This window comes from uncultured Maribacter sp. (assembly GCF_947500985.1).
Taxonomy (GTDB): domain Bacteria; phylum Bacteroidota; class Bacteroidia; order Flavobacteriales; family Flavobacteriaceae; genus Maribacter.
On sequence record NZ_CANMTX010000001.1, the window covers coordinates 545,304 to 561,088 of the forward strand.

Here is a 15,785-nt window from a genome sequence, read left to right on the forward strand (position 1 = left end):
CCTAGTGTGAATTAGGTAATAGAACGATTTTAACATTTTATTAACTTTTAATTAAGTTAAACAAGATTTTGATAAAATAACTAATTAACTAACTTTGAGTGTATTGCTAAAAAAAAAGAATATGCTGTTATCTAAAACAAATATTGAACAAAAACTCTCTAAAACTAGAAATAAGCAGAATTCAACGGAAGATGCGAGAATGAAAGAGGTTTATAGTATTCTTTCAAATGTAGATGATGAATTTAATAGAATTGAGCAAAACGTTACGACAAGTAAGGGTATACCTAACAATAATTTTAACGCAGATAAATTAGAAAGTTCTAAAATTTATCACATAGATGAAATCAAGCAAATTTGTATAGATTATCGTTTACGCTTTTTAGATACCAAATATTTTAAAGGAACAATACCGGCAGAAGCGTTGTCAAAAATTAAAAGTTTAGAAAAAGAACATAACTTAGAAATACAAGGATTTAAGATAATAGCACCTTCTAAACTTTTTAAACTAGAAGATAAAGACGACCCTTTGCTATTTGCTCCTATCGGAAATGGTTATCATTATTTAATACATCAATGGGGAAATGACCTTCACCCATTACGAAAGCTTTTAATGTGGCCTTTTAAAAGCATTGTAAACCTTGCTATTTTAGTTTTATTGATGAGTTTCATTACAACGATGTTGATACCAGACGGACTATTCTCAAAAACTAATTCAAATGCGCAATTTTGGATTTTGAACTTTTTTATGTTCAAGTGTATTGCTTCTGTTGTAATTTTCTACGGATTTGCAATGGGCAAAAACTTTAACCCTGCTATTTGGAACAGCAAATATTTCAATAGTTAGTTATTAGTGCTACTTTACAAATATGGTTTTTGGAACGCCCTCTAAATCAATATTATCAATAAGCTTGAAATCGGGTGAAGGAGTTATTCTCAGAATTCCACCTTTATCTACTTGTCCTTTTTTCTGATAGCCTATTAAAACGTAATTGTTCTTTTCATCGTATGCTATTGATGTGGTTTGGTCTATACTGTACCTCATATTCAGTTCAGTTTCAGTTAAGAAATTTTCAAATAGATATACTACAGTGCTATTCTTTTCAAAGTCATATATCGCTGGTACTTCTTCAATTTCTGCACTTGGTATATTCTTTTGAAAATAAAATTTACCTGCGCTATCTAAGAAAAAATCTTTCGTTGTTACAAATCCAGGCTCAGTATTCTCACCATATGTGGTGTACGATTTTTCTAATGTAAGGGGATTTAAAATAGTATGTAACTCTGGATAGCTAATAATCACCATACCATTGTTATTGGTAAATAGACGCTGTGCGTCTAAACCTAAATCTAATTCTATCAAAACTTCATTATCATCCAAATCAATTACCGATAAATGAAATTCATCACTTACAAACTCATTTAACGTTAACACAAACAAACGATTTGATGACATAACAATATCCACCGGCTTCTTTTCCAAAGAAATTTCTACAGCATTAACTGCTGCATCAGTAGTTGAATTTATGCGAACCACAAATTGCTTGTCTTTACCCAATAGCTCTCTTTCATAAGCAACAGCAGCAAGTTCATTTGAATATGCCATTGCAAGTACATTTATAGAACATGCATCTATATCACTAAATAATGATACTGACTCTGAAGAAGAATCTTCTGCATTAAACCTTTGAAAGGTTGCCTGACAATTAGTAGTGGAATAATACCCTATATCGGTTGTAGTACGATATTTTATAGCATTTGATGGAATGTTACTAAATGAGTTTACAGTACTTTTAACAGCAAATTCATCATTAGCAGATCCCACAACAATACCATTTAACTGATTGTTATTTTGTAAAAAAACGGTGTAGTCAACTTGTACATTAGTAGCGATTTCTTCATCAACTTGATCTGAAGATTTTTCGCATGCGAAGAAACTAAAGGCTAGCATAAAGCAAGCCACATATTTGTAGGTTTTCATAAAACATCGATTTGGGTTAATCTATTCTATGCTTAATTAGCGTACATTTTGTTACGCTGATCTTTCAATGTCTTATCAGACATATATTCATCAAACGTTGAATACCTATCAATGTTGCCTTTAGGCGTTAATTCTATGATTCTATTTGCAACAGTTTGCGCAAACTCATGATCATGTGTAGTTAACATTACAGTACCCTTAAAATTCTTTAGTGAATTATTAAATGCCGTAATACTTTCTAGATCTAAGTGGTTTGTTGGTTCATCTAACATTAATACATTGGCACGCATTAACATCATTCTACTTAACATACAACGTACTTTTTCCCCTCCAGAAAGAACAGTACATTTTTTAAGCGCTTCTTCACCACTAAATAACATTTTACCCAAGAAACCACGAATGTATACTTCTTCGCGTTCTTCTTCTGTTTTAGCGTATTGACGTAACCAATCTACCAAGTTGATGTTACCGGTAAAGAAATCTGAATTATCTGCAGGCAAGTAAGATTGGTTAGTAGTTATACCCCACTGAAAAGTACCTTTATCTGCCTTTTTATTACCGTTTATGATATCATAGAATGCTGAAGTAGCTCTAGAGTCTCTTGATATTATGGCAATTTTATCTCCTTTTGCCAAGTTGATGTTTACGTTGCTAAATAATAGCTCGCCCTCATCTGTAGAAGCAGAAAGTCCTTCAACGTTTAAAATCTGATCCCCAGCCTCACGCTCTCTGTCAAAAATAATTGCAGGATACCTACGGCTAGATGGTTTAATATCATCAATCTTTAATTTTGAAAGCATTTTTTTACGAGAAGTTGCTTGTTTACTTTTTGCAACGTTTGCACTAAAACGAGCAATAAATTCTTGCAGTTCTTTTGCTTTCTCTTCTGCCTTCTTGTTTTGTTGTGCACGTTGACGAGCCGCTAACTGACTACTCTCATACCAAAACGTATAGTTACCAGAATATAAATTCAATTTTCCGAAATCAATATCACCTATATCAGTACAAACCGTATCTAAAAAGTGACGGTCATGACTTACTACAATCACCGTATTTTCATAATCTGCCAAGAAGTTCTCTAACCAACTGATTGTTTCATAATCCAGGTCGTTGGTAGGTTCATCCATAATCAAAACATCAGGATTACCGAATAATGCTTGCGCCAAAAGTACACGTACTTTTAATTTAGAGTCTAACTCAGACATTAAAGTAGAATGCAAATCGGCACTAATACCCAGGTTAGAAAGTAATGCAGCAGCGTTACTATCTGCATTCCAACCATTCATCTCCTCAAACTTGACCTGTAACTCCCCTATTCTATCTGCATTTTTATCATCGTAATCAGCATAAAGGGCATCGATTTCTTTTTTTATCTCATATAATGGTTTGTTACCCATTACCACCGCTTCTAATACAGTAAAGTCATCAGCTGAGTTATGATTCTGTTCTAATATAGACATTCTCTTACCTGGCTCTAAATGAACATTACCAGAGGTTGGATCCATTTGACCAGCAAGAATTTTCAAAAAAGTAGATTTACCTGCACCATTGGCACCAATAATACCGTAGCAATTACCTTGCGTAAAAGCAACATTTACTTCATCAAACAACACTCGTTTTCCAAATTGAACAGAAAGATTAGAAACAGATAACATAGAAACAAAATTTTAAAAATCCGTGCAAAAATACTGAATTTCTAGGCTTACACTACCTAGTTTAGCATCAAATTCAACAAAAGATTCTTAAGTTAGCGGTTCACAACATTTAACTAGCTATTAACATCATCTGGTGATTAGGTTTGTTATTTTTGAAAATCACCAGTCCCATATACTATATGATAAGAATTTTACTCTCTGCATGCGTAGCCTTATTAATGGGTTGTTCCTCCACAAAAAAAGATTCTGAAACAGTATTGTTTGCTGGTGAAATAGTGAATCCTACAAGTGATCAAGTTGTTTTGCTAAAAGGCAGTATAAAAATCGATTCTGCAAAAATTGATAGCAAAAACCGATTTGAGTTTAAGCTTTCTTCGATTGAAAACGGTTTGTACCACTTTAACTTAGCTCCAGAACATCAATATGTATATTTAGAAAAGGGTGATAGCCTTATGGTTAGGCTTAATACTATCTATTTTGATGAGTCTTTGGTTTTCTCTGGTACTAATGAAGAGACTAATAATTTTCTATTAGAATTATTCCTGGCAACTGAAGAAGAAGATTCTGCCATGTATTCTGAGTATTATGAATTAGACCCAATAGACTTCGCTGATAAAATAGAATCTCTAAGGCAAGACAAAATTGCTATTCTAAACGAGTTAATTTTAGAAAATTTAATTTCTGAAGAAGCAATTAGATTATTAACCGGTAGTATAGATTATACCTATAATAGATATAAAGAAATTTACCCCTTTCAACATAAAAGAAAAACTGCTGAGGAAAATTTTCATGATTTACCTAAAGATTTTTACGCGTATAGAAATCAAATAAATTATGGTGATCATACATTGACTTACCTTAGACCTTATTACGATTTTATGAAAGCTCATTTTGGTAACTTATCTTACATGAGCTGTAAAAATGAGTGCAAGAACGCCCACAAAGACGAAAGCAAACAATTGCATTATAAAAAGCATAAATTACATCTAATTGACAGTCTTGTAATTGAAAAAGAATTGAGAGATAATCTTTTTAGAAATGTAGCATTTGACTATTTACTAAAGAAAAAGGATGCTCCTGAAAACACAGAAATATTCTTAAAGGAATTTAAGAAAGTTTCTAAAAACAATATGCATATAGAAGAAATTGAAAACCTTTATCAAGGTATTGCAAATCTTCAGCCTGCAAAAGTTATTCCCGATTTAAAGGTGATGACCTTCAACAATGATAGCAAGACATTAACTGAAATTGCAGCTAACAAGAAAGTTTTGTTTTATTTCTGGTCTGGCACTAATAAAAAACAATATTTAGAGATATTTAAACGAGTATCTACCCTAAAAGAAAAGAAACCTGATCATGAACTTATCGGTATTAATATTAAAACTGATTTCGACCAGTGGAAAACTATTATAGCCACACTCGGTGTAGATCCTTCATCACAATATCATAGCAACGATTTTAAAGAGCTTACTGAAAAATTAGTACTATACCCTATGAACAAAGCTATTATAACTGAAAATGCGGTAATAGTAGATGGCTTTTCTAATATCTATAAGAATTAGTAACTATTTTTTTGTAAAAATTATTATAGATTATTAAGAACTATGCCCTTCTAGCAACTTCTCAAACCAAAGACCCGGCAATAAATTTTTGAGTGTTAAAGAGAATTTTTGAATAAATGAACCTACTTGGTAATGAGGTTTAGGGTTTTTTGTTTCTATAATTTTAGCAATCTTCTTAGCTACATCAGCCGGATTACCACCACTATCTACATCTGCATCTATAGCCTCTAAAGTACTCTTATAAGCATTTCTGTAAGCTGAATTTTCATATACAGGGGTATGATATCTACCAGAGGCAATATTAGTAGCAAAATCTCCCGGCGCCAATGTTGTAAGCTTAATACCAAAAGATTTAGTTTCCATTCTATAACTCTCGGTAACAATTTCTAATGCTCCTTTTGATGCTGAATAGATTCCTCTATATGGTAATCCCATATAACCTGCAATAGAGGTTATATTAATAATAAGACCTTCTTTTTGCTCACGCATAACGGGCAATACATTGTTCATCACATTTAATGGTCCGTTGAAATTGGTTGCAAAGGCTTTTAATACTTCTTCATGAGGGGTTTCTTCCATTGGTCCAGTTATACCTACACCTGCATTATTTATCAGTACATCAATTCTATTTTCAAGCTCTAATAATGATGCAATACAACTTTTTATAGTCTCTACATTTCTAACATCCATCTCTAAAAGTGGAAAATCTGAAAATGATGGATATTTACTTTTGCTACGTGTGGTACCGTAAACTTTATATCCTTTTTCTTTTAAATGTATACCTATTGCTTTGCCAATACCTGAAGACCCACCTGTAATTAGTACTACTTTTGTTTTCATTTTATAGAAAATAAGCGATGCTAAACGTTATATAGAATTGGTTGTGAATATGTTACCTTAATTTGTAAAATTTCATTTTAAGGCACAAAAAAAGGCAAGCTACCTACATCGCACCGCTACGACCATATACCCTTGCTGTGTTCCCACCCTGGGGGATTCTACAGGAGCTGGTCGTGTAGGACTTGCCAGGTGCAAATATACAATCTTTTAAAACTTTGACAATCCTTTAGTTTCTAATTTTTATGAATTAAATTGCCTATTAATAACAAGAAACCCTTCTTGTATACACTTACTACATAAACTTAAACACCCGTTTTCTCAATGAAAATTATAAATTTCTTTTGTATCGTTCTTATTACCAGTTTGTTCACCGCTTGCGGCAGCGGCAACCAAAAAGCATCTTCCCTATTCGAAATTAGCTTAGAGAAAAATGCAAGCCAAGTTAATTTGAACCAAGAAATTGGTATAAGTATTAAAAATAAAAAGGATAAACAGATAGAAAGCGTTGAATATAGTATTGATGGCACCAAAATTCCGGTCAATAATGATAAAATAAAAATAGATTTACCCACATTAGGAAACAAGATTCTAACAGCGAAAATTACTTTTGATGGTGAAACCGTCGATATTAATAAAAATTTAAAAGTACTTTCTAAAAAAGCTCCAGAAATTTACACCTACACCATCATTAAGGAATACCCACATGACACTAAAGCTTATACACAAGGCTTAGAATTTCATAATGATACCCTATATGAGTCTACAGGAAAAAAGGGGGTATCTTTCTTAAGAAAATTAGATTTTAAAACTGGAAAAGTTTTTGAACAAATAGATTTAGATGAAACTTATTTTGGAGAAGGTATCACCATATTAAACAATAAAATTTATCAGCTTACATGGCAAAGTGGTCTAGGTTTTATATATGATTTGAACTCTTTTAAAAAATTGGACAATTTTCAATACGGAAAAAGTCGTGAAGGCTGGGGATTAACAAACGACGGCTCTAAAATTTTCAAAAGCGATGGAACAGAAAAAATATGGTTTATAAATCCAGATACTATGACCGAAGAAGGCTATATAGAAACGGTAACCAATTCTTCAATATTTAATTCAGCCAACGAATTAGAATATGTTGATGGAAAAATTTACGCCAACGTTTATCAAAAACCAAGTGTCATGATTATTGATAGTAAAACAGGCGCTATAGAAGGTGTTATCAATTTTAGCGGCTTAAGTGATATCATTACTAAAACTGAAAATTGGGATAAAACAAATTATGTGCTTAATGGAATTGCCTATCACCCTGAACGCAAAACATTTTTTGTTACCGGTAAGTTCTGGGACAAAATGTTTGAAGTGCAAATAGAGAAAAAATAGAAATATGGCATTTCAAAAAAAAATTGTTGTTTCGCATGACGATTTAGACGATTTAAACCATGTAAACAATGTGCGCTATGTTCAGTGGATACAAGACATTTCTAAAGAACACTGGCAAACAGTAGCAACTGCAAAAATGCAGGAAGATGTCATTTGGGTAGTATTAACTCATCATATTGAATATAAGCGGGCAGCAGTATTAGATGACCCTATTGTTATATCAACACACATAGAATCTAGTTCTGGAGCTAAATGTGTTAGAATTGTAGAGATGAAACACGGTACAACCAACAAATTACTGGTTAGATCAAGCACAGAATGGTGTCTTCTTGATAGTAAATCTTATAGACCTATACGAATTCCTGAAGAGATCAAAGAAATTTTCCTTTAACTTAGATGAAGTAAAACCATTGTAGCGTGCGCCTTAGAATCTTAACAATACTCACCATTTTATTTATTATTCTTTGGAGCGCCTCTTGTAGAAAAGATTTTGAATACGCCCCAAGTAACGGTCATCTTTCGTTTTCTAAAGACACCGTTTACCTAGATACGGTTTTCTCAAATATAGGAAGCAGCACCTATACATTAAAAGTTTATAACGATACTAAAGATGATATTATCATCCCTACTATTACCCTTAAAAACGGTGTTGAAAGTTTTTACAGATTAAACGTAGATGGAGTTGCTGGCAAAGAATTCGAAAACATTCCGCTTTACGCTGAAGACAGTCTTTTTATTTTGGTAGAAACTACAATAGACATAAATGACAATACCCCAAATGAGCTCTTATACACCGATGCTATTCAATTTGATAAAGAACCTTTTCAACAATCTGTTGAATTAGTGACTTTGGCAAAAGATGCCATACTACTCTACCCTGACAACAATACAAACAATAATACAGAGGCTATTGTACTTTATAATGACGAATCAGGAAACCCTATTGAAATAGATGGATTTATACTACCTGACGAACATTTATATTTTACAAAAGACAAATCTTATGTTATCTATGGTTATGCCATAGTCCCTGACGGAAATGAACTAATTATTGATGCAGGTACGCGTGTGCATTTCCATCAGAATTCTGGAATTTTAGTACAAAATGGGGGGACGATTAGTATAAACGGAGAATTAAGCGAAAACGAAGAGCTACTAGAAGGAGAAGTTATTTTCGAAGGAGATAGACTTGAGACCCAATTCAACAATATACCAGGGCAATGGGGAACTATTTGGATAAGTGCAGGGAGTAAGAATAACTCAATTAACCATTTAACTATTAAGAACGCTAAATTAGGCTTATTCGTTGAAGGGCAAGAGAATGAACCAGAAGAAACCTTGACCATAACAAACAGCCAGATACTGAATAGCTCAAGATATAATCTCTGGACTAAAAATGCCCATGTAAATGCTGCCAATATCATATTAGGTAGTGCAGGCAGCTCCTCTCTTTATATAGAGAATGGTGGTAATTACTCATTTACACATGCTACAATTGCTAATTATTGGAACAAAGGGTTTCGATTTAATGCTAGTTTAGCTATAAGCAATACTTCGACTACCAGTCCAAATAACGGATTTGATTTATTGGCTGCAGATTTTAAGAACTGCATAATCGACGGAAATAGCGCTAATGAAATTTCGCTTCAGAGCAATAATCAAAATTCTTTCAACTTTAGTTTTCAAAATTGTTATATCAAATTCAGCGAAAATCAATCTTCTACAGAGAATAATATACTTTATGATTTTGAAAGTGAAGTCCACTACCCCAATGTTATTTTTAATGGAGAGTTAGATTATTTTCGTCCATTTGAAAATGATTTTAGAATTGGGTTAGATTCTGAAGTCATCAATAAAGGTGATTTAAATATTGCGAATTCTACGCCGTTAGATATCATTGAAACAGCACGAATACCTAATCCAGATTTGGGTGCTTATCAAGCCATCGAGGAAAATTTTTAATCATAGTACGAGAAAAATTGAAAGATTTTTCTCTCACAAGCCCCGTAACTACTGATTTTATAAACATGTCCTCTCTTTTTATAAGGACATTCTAGGTCTAGCTTTTCTTACCTATGTTTAATTTCGTAGTATACGCTATTTCATTTGAATTATACATACACCATAATCGACTCTGATGCTGTTTCAAATTTGCAGTTGCATGCATTTTTGGATGAATATGGTGACTTTGAATGTTTAAACACTACCAACAACCCTTCCGACGGATTAAATGATATATTAAAGTACTCTCCAGATATTGTTTTTATCAATCTTAACAATGATTATTCATCTGTATTTTTAATGGTTACTGAAATTCATCAATACATGAATCAGTTACCTATATTAATTGGTATTGCATCTACTAAGAATTACGCGTACGATGCTATAAAAAATGGCTTTTTTGATTACTGGCTACAACCCTTTAATGAATTTGATATTCGCAAGTCCTTATTGAAATTGCAAAAAAGAATGCCAAAAGATAAGGCGCCCGCCACAATATGTCTAAAATCATATAATGATTTTCAATATCTAAACACCAACGATATTCTTTACTTAAAGGCAGATAATAATACTACCGAATTTTTCATGAAAGACGGTACAATTATCAACGCCTATAAAACGTTAAAGACTTTTGAAAATACCTTGCCTGATAATTTTATGCGTGTTCACCAAAGTTATATTGTAAACACAAGCTATGTATCTCGTATCAACTTCGGAAAATCTATCTGTGCAATTAAAGCGGTAAACGAGAATATTCCTTTTTCAAAAACATACAGAGAGAATATGAATAACCTTAAGAATATTCTTTCAAAAAATACCTTTTCTTCTCTAAATTAAAGAATTCTCTCACAATTGGTTCGTTTACTAACAGAATCAGGTCATCTACTTAAGACTAAAAATTTTGCCTTCGTTGCTCAACGAACGGTATTACTTTGGCTGTATCATAAACCAAAACCCCTAAAAAACAGAAACAGTATGAAAAAAGTTACAAGTATTTTAGCAGTTGCAATAATGACTATAGGTATGGCAACATCAATTATTCAGAATACAGCAAATGAATTTGAATTCATGAACGATATTTCAAAAGCACTTGCTTGTAATGATTGCGCAACTTTCCCAGAAGACAGAAAACCACCAAAAGGGATTGCATAAATAAAATTTATAAATACAAGAAAGCCTTTAACATGATTGTTAAAGGCTTTTTTTATACCTTGGTTTTTTCTTCATCATAAAATCATTTTTTTTGAACAAGTCCTATTTTTATATATTCACAATCTTTCTACTTTGCCTAGCTTGTTCAAAAACAAAACCTGCGAAAGCACTTCAAGAAACATATAACACTAACGACAGTATCTCTGCTTGGATATCTGAAAGTAATAAACTTGAGACTTCTGAAGAACAAAAATTAGTGTTACAATTAAAAGCTTTTAACCAAGCGAAAAATACAGCTAACGACTCTTTAAAAGCATTATATTTCTCTAGACTATCGTATATCCCAAATTTTATTACCGACAGTTTACTGTATCGTAAAATAAATAAAAACGCTATTTCCGTCAATACAAGAATTAATGATTCCGTAGGTGTGGCAAATGCATACTGGGATTTGGCTGCTTATTTTAATAATAGGGCTATAAAAGATAGTGCATTTTTTTACTTTGGAGAAGCACTAGATATTTTTGAAACTTCTGAAGACAATTTCAGTGCAGGACAATTGCATTTGAACATGGCTATCATTCAAATGAAAATCAAAGATTACATAGGTAGCGAAGCAAATACCGTAAAAGCTATTGAACATTTTAAATCGATTGAAGACAATAAAAAACTATCTAGTAGTTATAATCTTTTGGGTATTGTTTTGAACGATTTAGAAGAATATGACAAATCACTTTCCTATTACAAAGAATCATTATTTTATTTAAAAAAGACTCCCAATTCCAATATTAACGTAGCCACTCTCATTAATAATATCGGAGTAACCTACAGGAACAACGAACAGTACCTAAAAGCGATTGAAAATTTTGAAGACGTTTTAAGAACCAATAACTTATTCGTAAAAAATCCCTCACTGTACGCCAAGGCGTTAAGCAATCTTGCCACTTCTAAATTATATAATAAAGATACCGTTGATGTTGAAAACCTTTTCATCAAAGCAATTGAAATTAAGCAGAAAGAAAATGACCTAGGTAGTTTATCATCAAGTTATTATAATTACGCAGAATACAAGGCATTCGCTAATGATACTATAAGTGCAGTAATCAAAGCCAAAGAATCTGAAAGGTTAGCCTATGCTGCAAATTCAAATGAGCAGCTTTTAAAAACATGGCAATATTTAGCAATCTTAGACAAACAATATGCTACAGGCTATTTTAAAAAGTTTACTACACTTAATGATAGCCTACAAAAAGAAGACCGTAAGCAGCAAAATAAATTTGCTCGCATACGCTTTGAAACCGATGAATTTATAGCTGAAAATATAGAGCTCGAAAGCGAGAAAGAAGTACTCTCTAAACAAAAGCAAATTTGGATCGGTATTGCCACCGGGTTCTTTTTACTGGGTCTATCCATATATATCATTATTAATCAAAGAGCTAAAAATCAAAAACTTAGGTTTGATCAGCAACAACAGGCTAACAACCAAGAGATTTTCAACCTCATGTTAACCCAAAAACAAAAAGTCGATGAGGTAAAGCGATTAGAGCAAAAACGAATATCAGAAGAACTTCATGACGGTGTGCTCGGCAAAATGCTTGGTGCCCGAATGATATTAACCGGTTTAAATAAGCGAGCTACAGATGAGGCTATTCAAGAAAAATCTAAAGCACTAGGATCCTTACAAGAAATTGAAAATGAAATACGATCTATATCTCATGAGCTAAGCCATAGTGCCTATCAAAAAATAAATAATTTTACTGATTCTGTTGAAACCCTTCTTTCTAACAACAAAAATGCAAACATCAAAACAATCTTTCATTTTAACGAAGATGAAAACTGGGATAGCTTGGACGGTGATATTAAAATTAATGTATATAGAATAATTCAAGAAACGTTTCAAAACGCAATTAAACATTCCAAATGCTCATACTTCGAAGTTACCTTCTATAGAAACGACGATCAATTCAATGTTATCATGAGTGATAACGGTATTGGTTATAATATTAATAAAGGCAAAAAAGGAATAGGAATAAGAAACATTACTTCTAGAATAGAAAAACTAAATGGTATCTTTCATATAGATTCAACTGAAGGACAAGGCACTACCATTTCTTTAAATATTCCTGTTAAAGTTGATATTAAAAAAACAAGCAATAATAATACCTAATATAAATACGTTTAGTAAATTACAATAGAATCGTAAATTATGAACACTGTACGAATTTTAACGGTAGATGACCACGAAATGACTGCTCTTGGATATAAATATATTCTTGAGGATTCTGAATTTACCGACTTTAATGTTAAGGTAGAAATTGCTACCAGTTTCGAAAAAGGAAAAACTAAAATTGAAACTTCAAAGCGCGCTGTACCTTACGACATTATTCTATTAGATATTCAATTATTCTCACCACAATCTAAAGACCCTAGAACAGGTATTGATTTAGGCATTGTAGCGAGAAATGAAGTACCTAATTCAAAGGTGGTATTCATGTCTTCTTACAGTGACAATTATAGAATTAATAATATTTTTAAAACTGTAAATCCAGATGGGTATATGGTTAAATCTGAAATAGACGAAATGTCACTTAAAACAATGGTAGAAACCATTGTTAACGAATCTCCTTATTATACTGCTAGCGCCCTATCTGCAATACGTCGCAGAATGTCAACCAACATTGTTATTGATGAACAAGATCAAAAGATTCTTTACCATCTATCTCAAGGCATACACACTAGAGATATTGCACCATTAATTGGTTCTGCAAACACTACTGTAGAAGCTAGAAAACGACAACTAAAAGCCTTATTCGACGTTAAAAACGGTAATGACCTTGCCTTGATAAATGAAGCAAAAACACGAGGCTTTTTATAAATAACACTTTAAATTACAATTTACTGATTATCAAATGTTTACAATTTTTAAGTTCATTTTATCATAATATCCTCCGAAATTCTAAGGTTTTACTAAGCCAAATTGCAAAGTGAGAAAAGTATCTTTATGTTAAAGAATGCTATAAATTTCTACCTTTATGCCGTTTAACTACGAAAATTTTATTAATAATTCAAAACTAGAATATACTAAAGAGATTTCTGGTATCGATGAATTTCTAAGCGCTATTGGTTTTCATTATTTTTCTAATGTAAAGCTTAACAACCAGCATATTACCTTTAATTCTATCAGTTTAGTTTTAGAAGTTACCTGCAATTTAGATTTGCTTGAACTACTTGCCCATTTTAATACAGGTAGATGGGGAAGTAGCGAAAAAGAAGATTCACCCTTACATATAGCTTTAGAGACTCTTGATATTAAAAATCAATACAACATTGATATTGAAGAATTTACACTATTCTTAAACGACACTAGTATTGTTATAAAAAGAATTTATGATAGGAGTATATCAACACAGTTAAATGATATTTTAAAACAAATAGCATTTAATTATGTGTTTTTAACGAGGGGACTTACTCAAAAACCTTACGAAATATTTGTTCCCATATTCGAAGATTATATCGAGAATATTGAAGCAGATGATGAACAATTAAATATGGCTCCAAAATCTTATTCAGAATTTTGGGGAATTTACTTAGATAAAGATGATGAGGCTTCTATTTACGACGTAAATAAGAATACTTATGTTAGTGGTGATTTAGAGTTTTTATCTGAATAAAAACTCTAAATCAATTACTAACTTCTAATTATGCATTAAATATTGGTCTTGTATTCATCATTGCATTAACCTTCCCTTTCACTTCCTTTATAATAGTTTCATTTTCAGGATTTGTAATTACCTGATCAATAAAATCTACTACTTTTTCCATATCGCTTTCAACCAGACCTCTTGTAGTTATTGCTGCTGTTCCAAAACGAATACCAGAAGTTACAAATGGCGATTTATCATCAAATGGCACCATATTTTTATTAGCAGTAATATCTGCTAAAACCAATGCCTTCTCAGCATCTTTACCTGAAATATCTTTATTTCTTAAATCTATCAGCATCATGTGATTATCTGTACCATCAGAAATGATATTATAACCTCGTTTCACAAAAGATTTAGCCATCGCATCGGCATTTGTTTTTACTTGAGCTATATACGTTGCGTATGACTCTGTTAACGCTTCACCAAAGGCGATTGCCTTACCAGCGATAACATGTTCTAAAGGACCACCTTGATTTCCTGGAAAAACAGCTAAATCTAATAAAGCAGACATTTTTCTAAGATTTCCATTTTTAAGTTTGATACCAAAAGGATTTTCAAAATCAGTTCCCATCAATATCAATCCACCTCTTGGACCTCTTAATGTTTTATGTGTCGTTGTTGTTACAATATGACAATGAGGAATTGGGTTATTTAAAAGACCCTTCGCAATTAATCCCGCAGGGTGAGAAATATCTGCTAATAAAATAGCGTTCACACTATCTGCAATCTTACGAAAACGCTCAAAATCCATATCTCTAGAATATGCAGAAGCTCCGGCTATAATAAGCTTTGGCTGTTCTTTTGTAGCTACTTCTTGAATTTTATCATAATCTAACCTTCCAGTTTCTTTATCTACCCCGTAAAATACAGGATTATATAATCTGCCCGAAAAATTAACAGGCGAACCATGTGTTAGGTGACCACCATGAGATAAATCGAATCCTAAAATTTTATCACCTGGCTGTAAACATGCGTGATATACCGCTGCATTAGCTTGAGAACCCGAGTGAGGTTGCACATTTGCATATGCCGCACCAAATAGCTCTTTTGCTCTATCAATAGCCAACTGCTCTACTTTATCTACTACTTCGCAACCGCCGTAATATCTTTTACCAGGATACCCTTCAGCATACTTATTTGTAAGTACTGATCCTTGAGCTTCCATTACCTGAGGACTAGTAAAATTTTCAGAGGCAATTAATTCAATGCCATTGATTTGACGTTGTCTCTCTTCTTCAATTAAATTAAAAATAGTAGTGTCGCGTTGCATGATAATATTTCTTTTAAATAAGTTGCAAAAATACAAATAGCGCATCTATTGAAATGCAAAAAAGAGCACAAACACATAACTTATTTATTAAAATTAGTTAATAACTATACTGTTATAGCTTATTAAATAATAATGAATTCATGCATCTCATCGAATATATACTATTCATCATCCTATTACGTTTAATAATAACCCTTTTATGGCACGGCTGTTGAATAGCTATAATAAATCATAAAAATAATAGAC

At 32.3% G+C, this 15,785-nt stretch carries 14 protein-coding genes and 1 other RNA gene; 10 read left to right on the top strand and 5 right to left on the bottom strand.

The window, feature by feature from the left end; genetic code table 11:
- Positions 1–121 precede the first annotated feature (121 nt).
- Positions 122–844: a hypothetical protein gene (locus tag Q0871_RS02460; protein ID WP_299317485.1), complete on the top strand. Its 723-nt coding sequence runs from the start codon at positions 122–124 to the stop codon at positions 842–844.
- A 9-nt stretch (positions 845–853) separates the two neighbouring features.
- On the opposite strand, the gene Q0871_RS02465 is transcribed toward Q0871_RS02460, so the two are convergent.
- Complete coding sequence (locus Q0871_RS02465) at positions 854–1,978, bottom strand: hypothetical protein (protein WP_299317487.1); 1,125 nt, start codon at positions 1,976–1,978, stop codon at positions 854–856.
- A gap of 32 nt (positions 1,979–2,010) precedes the next feature.
- Positions 2,011–3,633 carry an ABC-F family ATP-binding cassette domain-containing protein gene (locus Q0871_RS02470; RefSeq protein ID WP_299317490.1) on the bottom strand — a complete coding sequence of 541 codons (1,623 nt, stop codon included), beginning with the start codon at positions 3,631–3,633 and terminating at the stop codon, positions 2,011–2,013.
- A 179-nt stretch (positions 3,634–3,812) separates the two neighbouring features.
- Here Q0871_RS02470 and Q0871_RS02475 point away from each other — a divergent pair, with 179 nt between their 5' ends.
- Complete coding sequence (locus Q0871_RS02475) at positions 3,813–5,195, top strand: transaldolase (RefSeq protein WP_299317493.1); 1,383 nt, start codon at positions 3,813–3,815, stop codon at positions 5,193–5,195.
- A 33-nt stretch (positions 5,196–5,228) separates the two neighbouring features.
- Here the strand turns inward: Q0871_RS02475 and Q0871_RS02480 are convergent, their stop codons facing one another.
- Positions 5,229–6,035, bottom strand: a complete 807-nt coding sequence (locus Q0871_RS02480) for an SDR family oxidoreductase (RefSeq protein WP_299317496.1) — start codon at positions 6,033–6,035, stop codon at positions 5,229–5,231.
- An 89-nt stretch (positions 6,036–6,124) separates the two neighbouring features.
- An RNA gene (gene ffs, locus Q0871_RS02485) (signal recognition particle sRNA small type) lies at positions 6,125–6,223 on the bottom strand.
- Between the two features lie 133 nt (positions 6,224–6,356).
- Here ffs and Q0871_RS02490 point away from each other — a divergent pair.
- The 8 genes from Q0871_RS02490 (at position 6,357) to Q0871_RS02525 (ending at position 14,236) form a co-directional block, all read left to right on the top strand.
- Positions 6,357–7,412 (top strand): glutaminyl-peptide cyclotransferase, encoded by a 1,056-nt coding sequence (locus tag Q0871_RS02490; protein ID WP_299317499.1) that lies wholly within the window; start codon positions 6,357–6,359, stop codon positions 7,410–7,412.
- Positions 7,413–7,416: 4 nt separating this feature from the next.
- The gene (locus Q0871_RS02495) at positions 7,417–7,803 is read left to right on the top strand and encodes a thioesterase family protein (protein WP_299317502.1); all 387 of its coding nucleotides are present in this window, start codon (positions 7,417–7,419) and stop codon (positions 7,801–7,803) included.
- Between the two features lie 26 nt (positions 7,804–7,829).
- On the top strand, positions 7,830–9,374 hold the full coding sequence (locus tag Q0871_RS02500) for a hypothetical protein (RefSeq protein WP_299317505.1): 1,545 nt from the start codon (positions 7,830–7,832) through the stop codon (positions 9,372–9,374).
- Positions 9,375–9,518: 144 nt separating this feature from the next.
- On the top strand, positions 9,519–10,250 hold the full coding sequence (locus Q0871_RS02505) for a LytTR family DNA-binding domain-containing protein (protein WP_299317507.1): 732 nt from the start codon (positions 9,519–9,521) through the stop codon (positions 10,248–10,250).
- A gap of 138 nt (positions 10,251–10,388) precedes the next feature.
- Positions 10,389–10,565, top strand: coding sequence for a hypothetical protein (locus Q0871_RS02510; protein ID WP_299317509.1), 177 nt, complete (start codon positions 10,389–10,391; stop codon positions 10,563–10,565).
- Positions 10,566–10,656: 91 nt separating this feature from the next.
- Positions 10,657–12,732: a tetratricopeptide repeat-containing sensor histidine kinase gene (locus tag Q0871_RS02515; RefSeq protein WP_299317512.1), complete on the top strand. Its 2,076-nt coding sequence runs from the start codon at positions 10,657–10,659 to the stop codon at positions 12,730–12,732.
- A gap of 39 nt (positions 12,733–12,771) precedes the next feature.
- Complete coding sequence (locus tag Q0871_RS02520) at positions 12,772–13,440, top strand: histidine kinase (RefSeq protein ID WP_299317514.1); 669 nt, start codon at positions 12,772–12,774, stop codon at positions 13,438–13,440.
- A gap of 157 nt (positions 13,441–13,597) precedes the next feature.
- Positions 13,598–14,236, top strand: coding sequence for a hypothetical protein (locus tag Q0871_RS02525; RefSeq protein ID WP_299317515.1), 639 nt, complete (start codon positions 13,598–13,600; stop codon positions 14,234–14,236).
- 28 nt (positions 14,237–14,264) lie between these two features.
- On the opposite strand, the gene glyA is transcribed toward Q0871_RS02525, so the two are convergent.
- Positions 14,265–15,539, bottom strand: coding sequence for a serine hydroxymethyltransferase (gene glyA / locus Q0871_RS02530; protein ID WP_299317517.1), 1,275 nt, complete (start codon positions 15,537–15,539; stop codon positions 14,265–14,267).
- Positions 15,540–15,785 lie beyond the last annotated feature (246 nt).

Coding starts and splice junctions, on each gene's coding strand:
- glyA (WP_299317517.1), bottom strand. CDS start 15,539: ATGCAACGCGACACTACTATTTTTAATTTAATTGAAGAAGAGAGACAA.
- Q0871_RS02525 (WP_299317515.1), top strand. CDS start 13,598: ATGCCGTTTAACTACGAAAATTTTATTAATAATTCAAAACTAGAATAT.
- Q0871_RS02470 (WP_299317490.1), bottom strand. CDS start 3,633: ATGTTATCTGTTTCTAATCTTTCTGTTCAATTTGGAAAACGAGTGTTG.
- Q0871_RS02465 (WP_299317487.1), bottom strand. CDS start 1,978: ATGAAAACCTACAAATATGTGGCTTGCTTTATGCTAGCCTTTAGTTTC.
- Q0871_RS02460 (WP_299317485.1), top strand. CDS start 122: ATGCTGTTATCTAAAACAAATATTGAACAAAAACTCTCTAAAACTAGA.
- Q0871_RS02475 (WP_299317493.1), top strand. CDS start 3,813: ATGATAAGAATTTTACTCTCTGCATGCGTAGCCTTATTAATGGGTTGT.
- Q0871_RS02490 (WP_299317499.1), top strand. CDS start 6,357: ATGAAAATTATAAATTTCTTTTGTATCGTTCTTATTACCAGTTTGTTC.
- Q0871_RS02510 (WP_299317509.1), top strand. CDS start 10,389: ATGAAAAAAGTTACAAGTATTTTAGCAGTTGCAATAATGACTATAGGT.
- Q0871_RS02520 (WP_299317514.1), top strand. CDS start 12,772: ATGAACACTGTACGAATTTTAACGGTAGATGACCACGAAATGACTGCT.
- Q0871_RS02480 (WP_299317496.1), bottom strand. CDS start 6,035: ATGAAAACAAAAGTAGTACTAATTACAGGTGGGTCTTCAGGTATTGGC.
- Q0871_RS02495 (WP_299317502.1), top strand. CDS start 7,417: ATGGCATTTCAAAAAAAAATTGTTGTTTCGCATGACGATTTAGACGAT.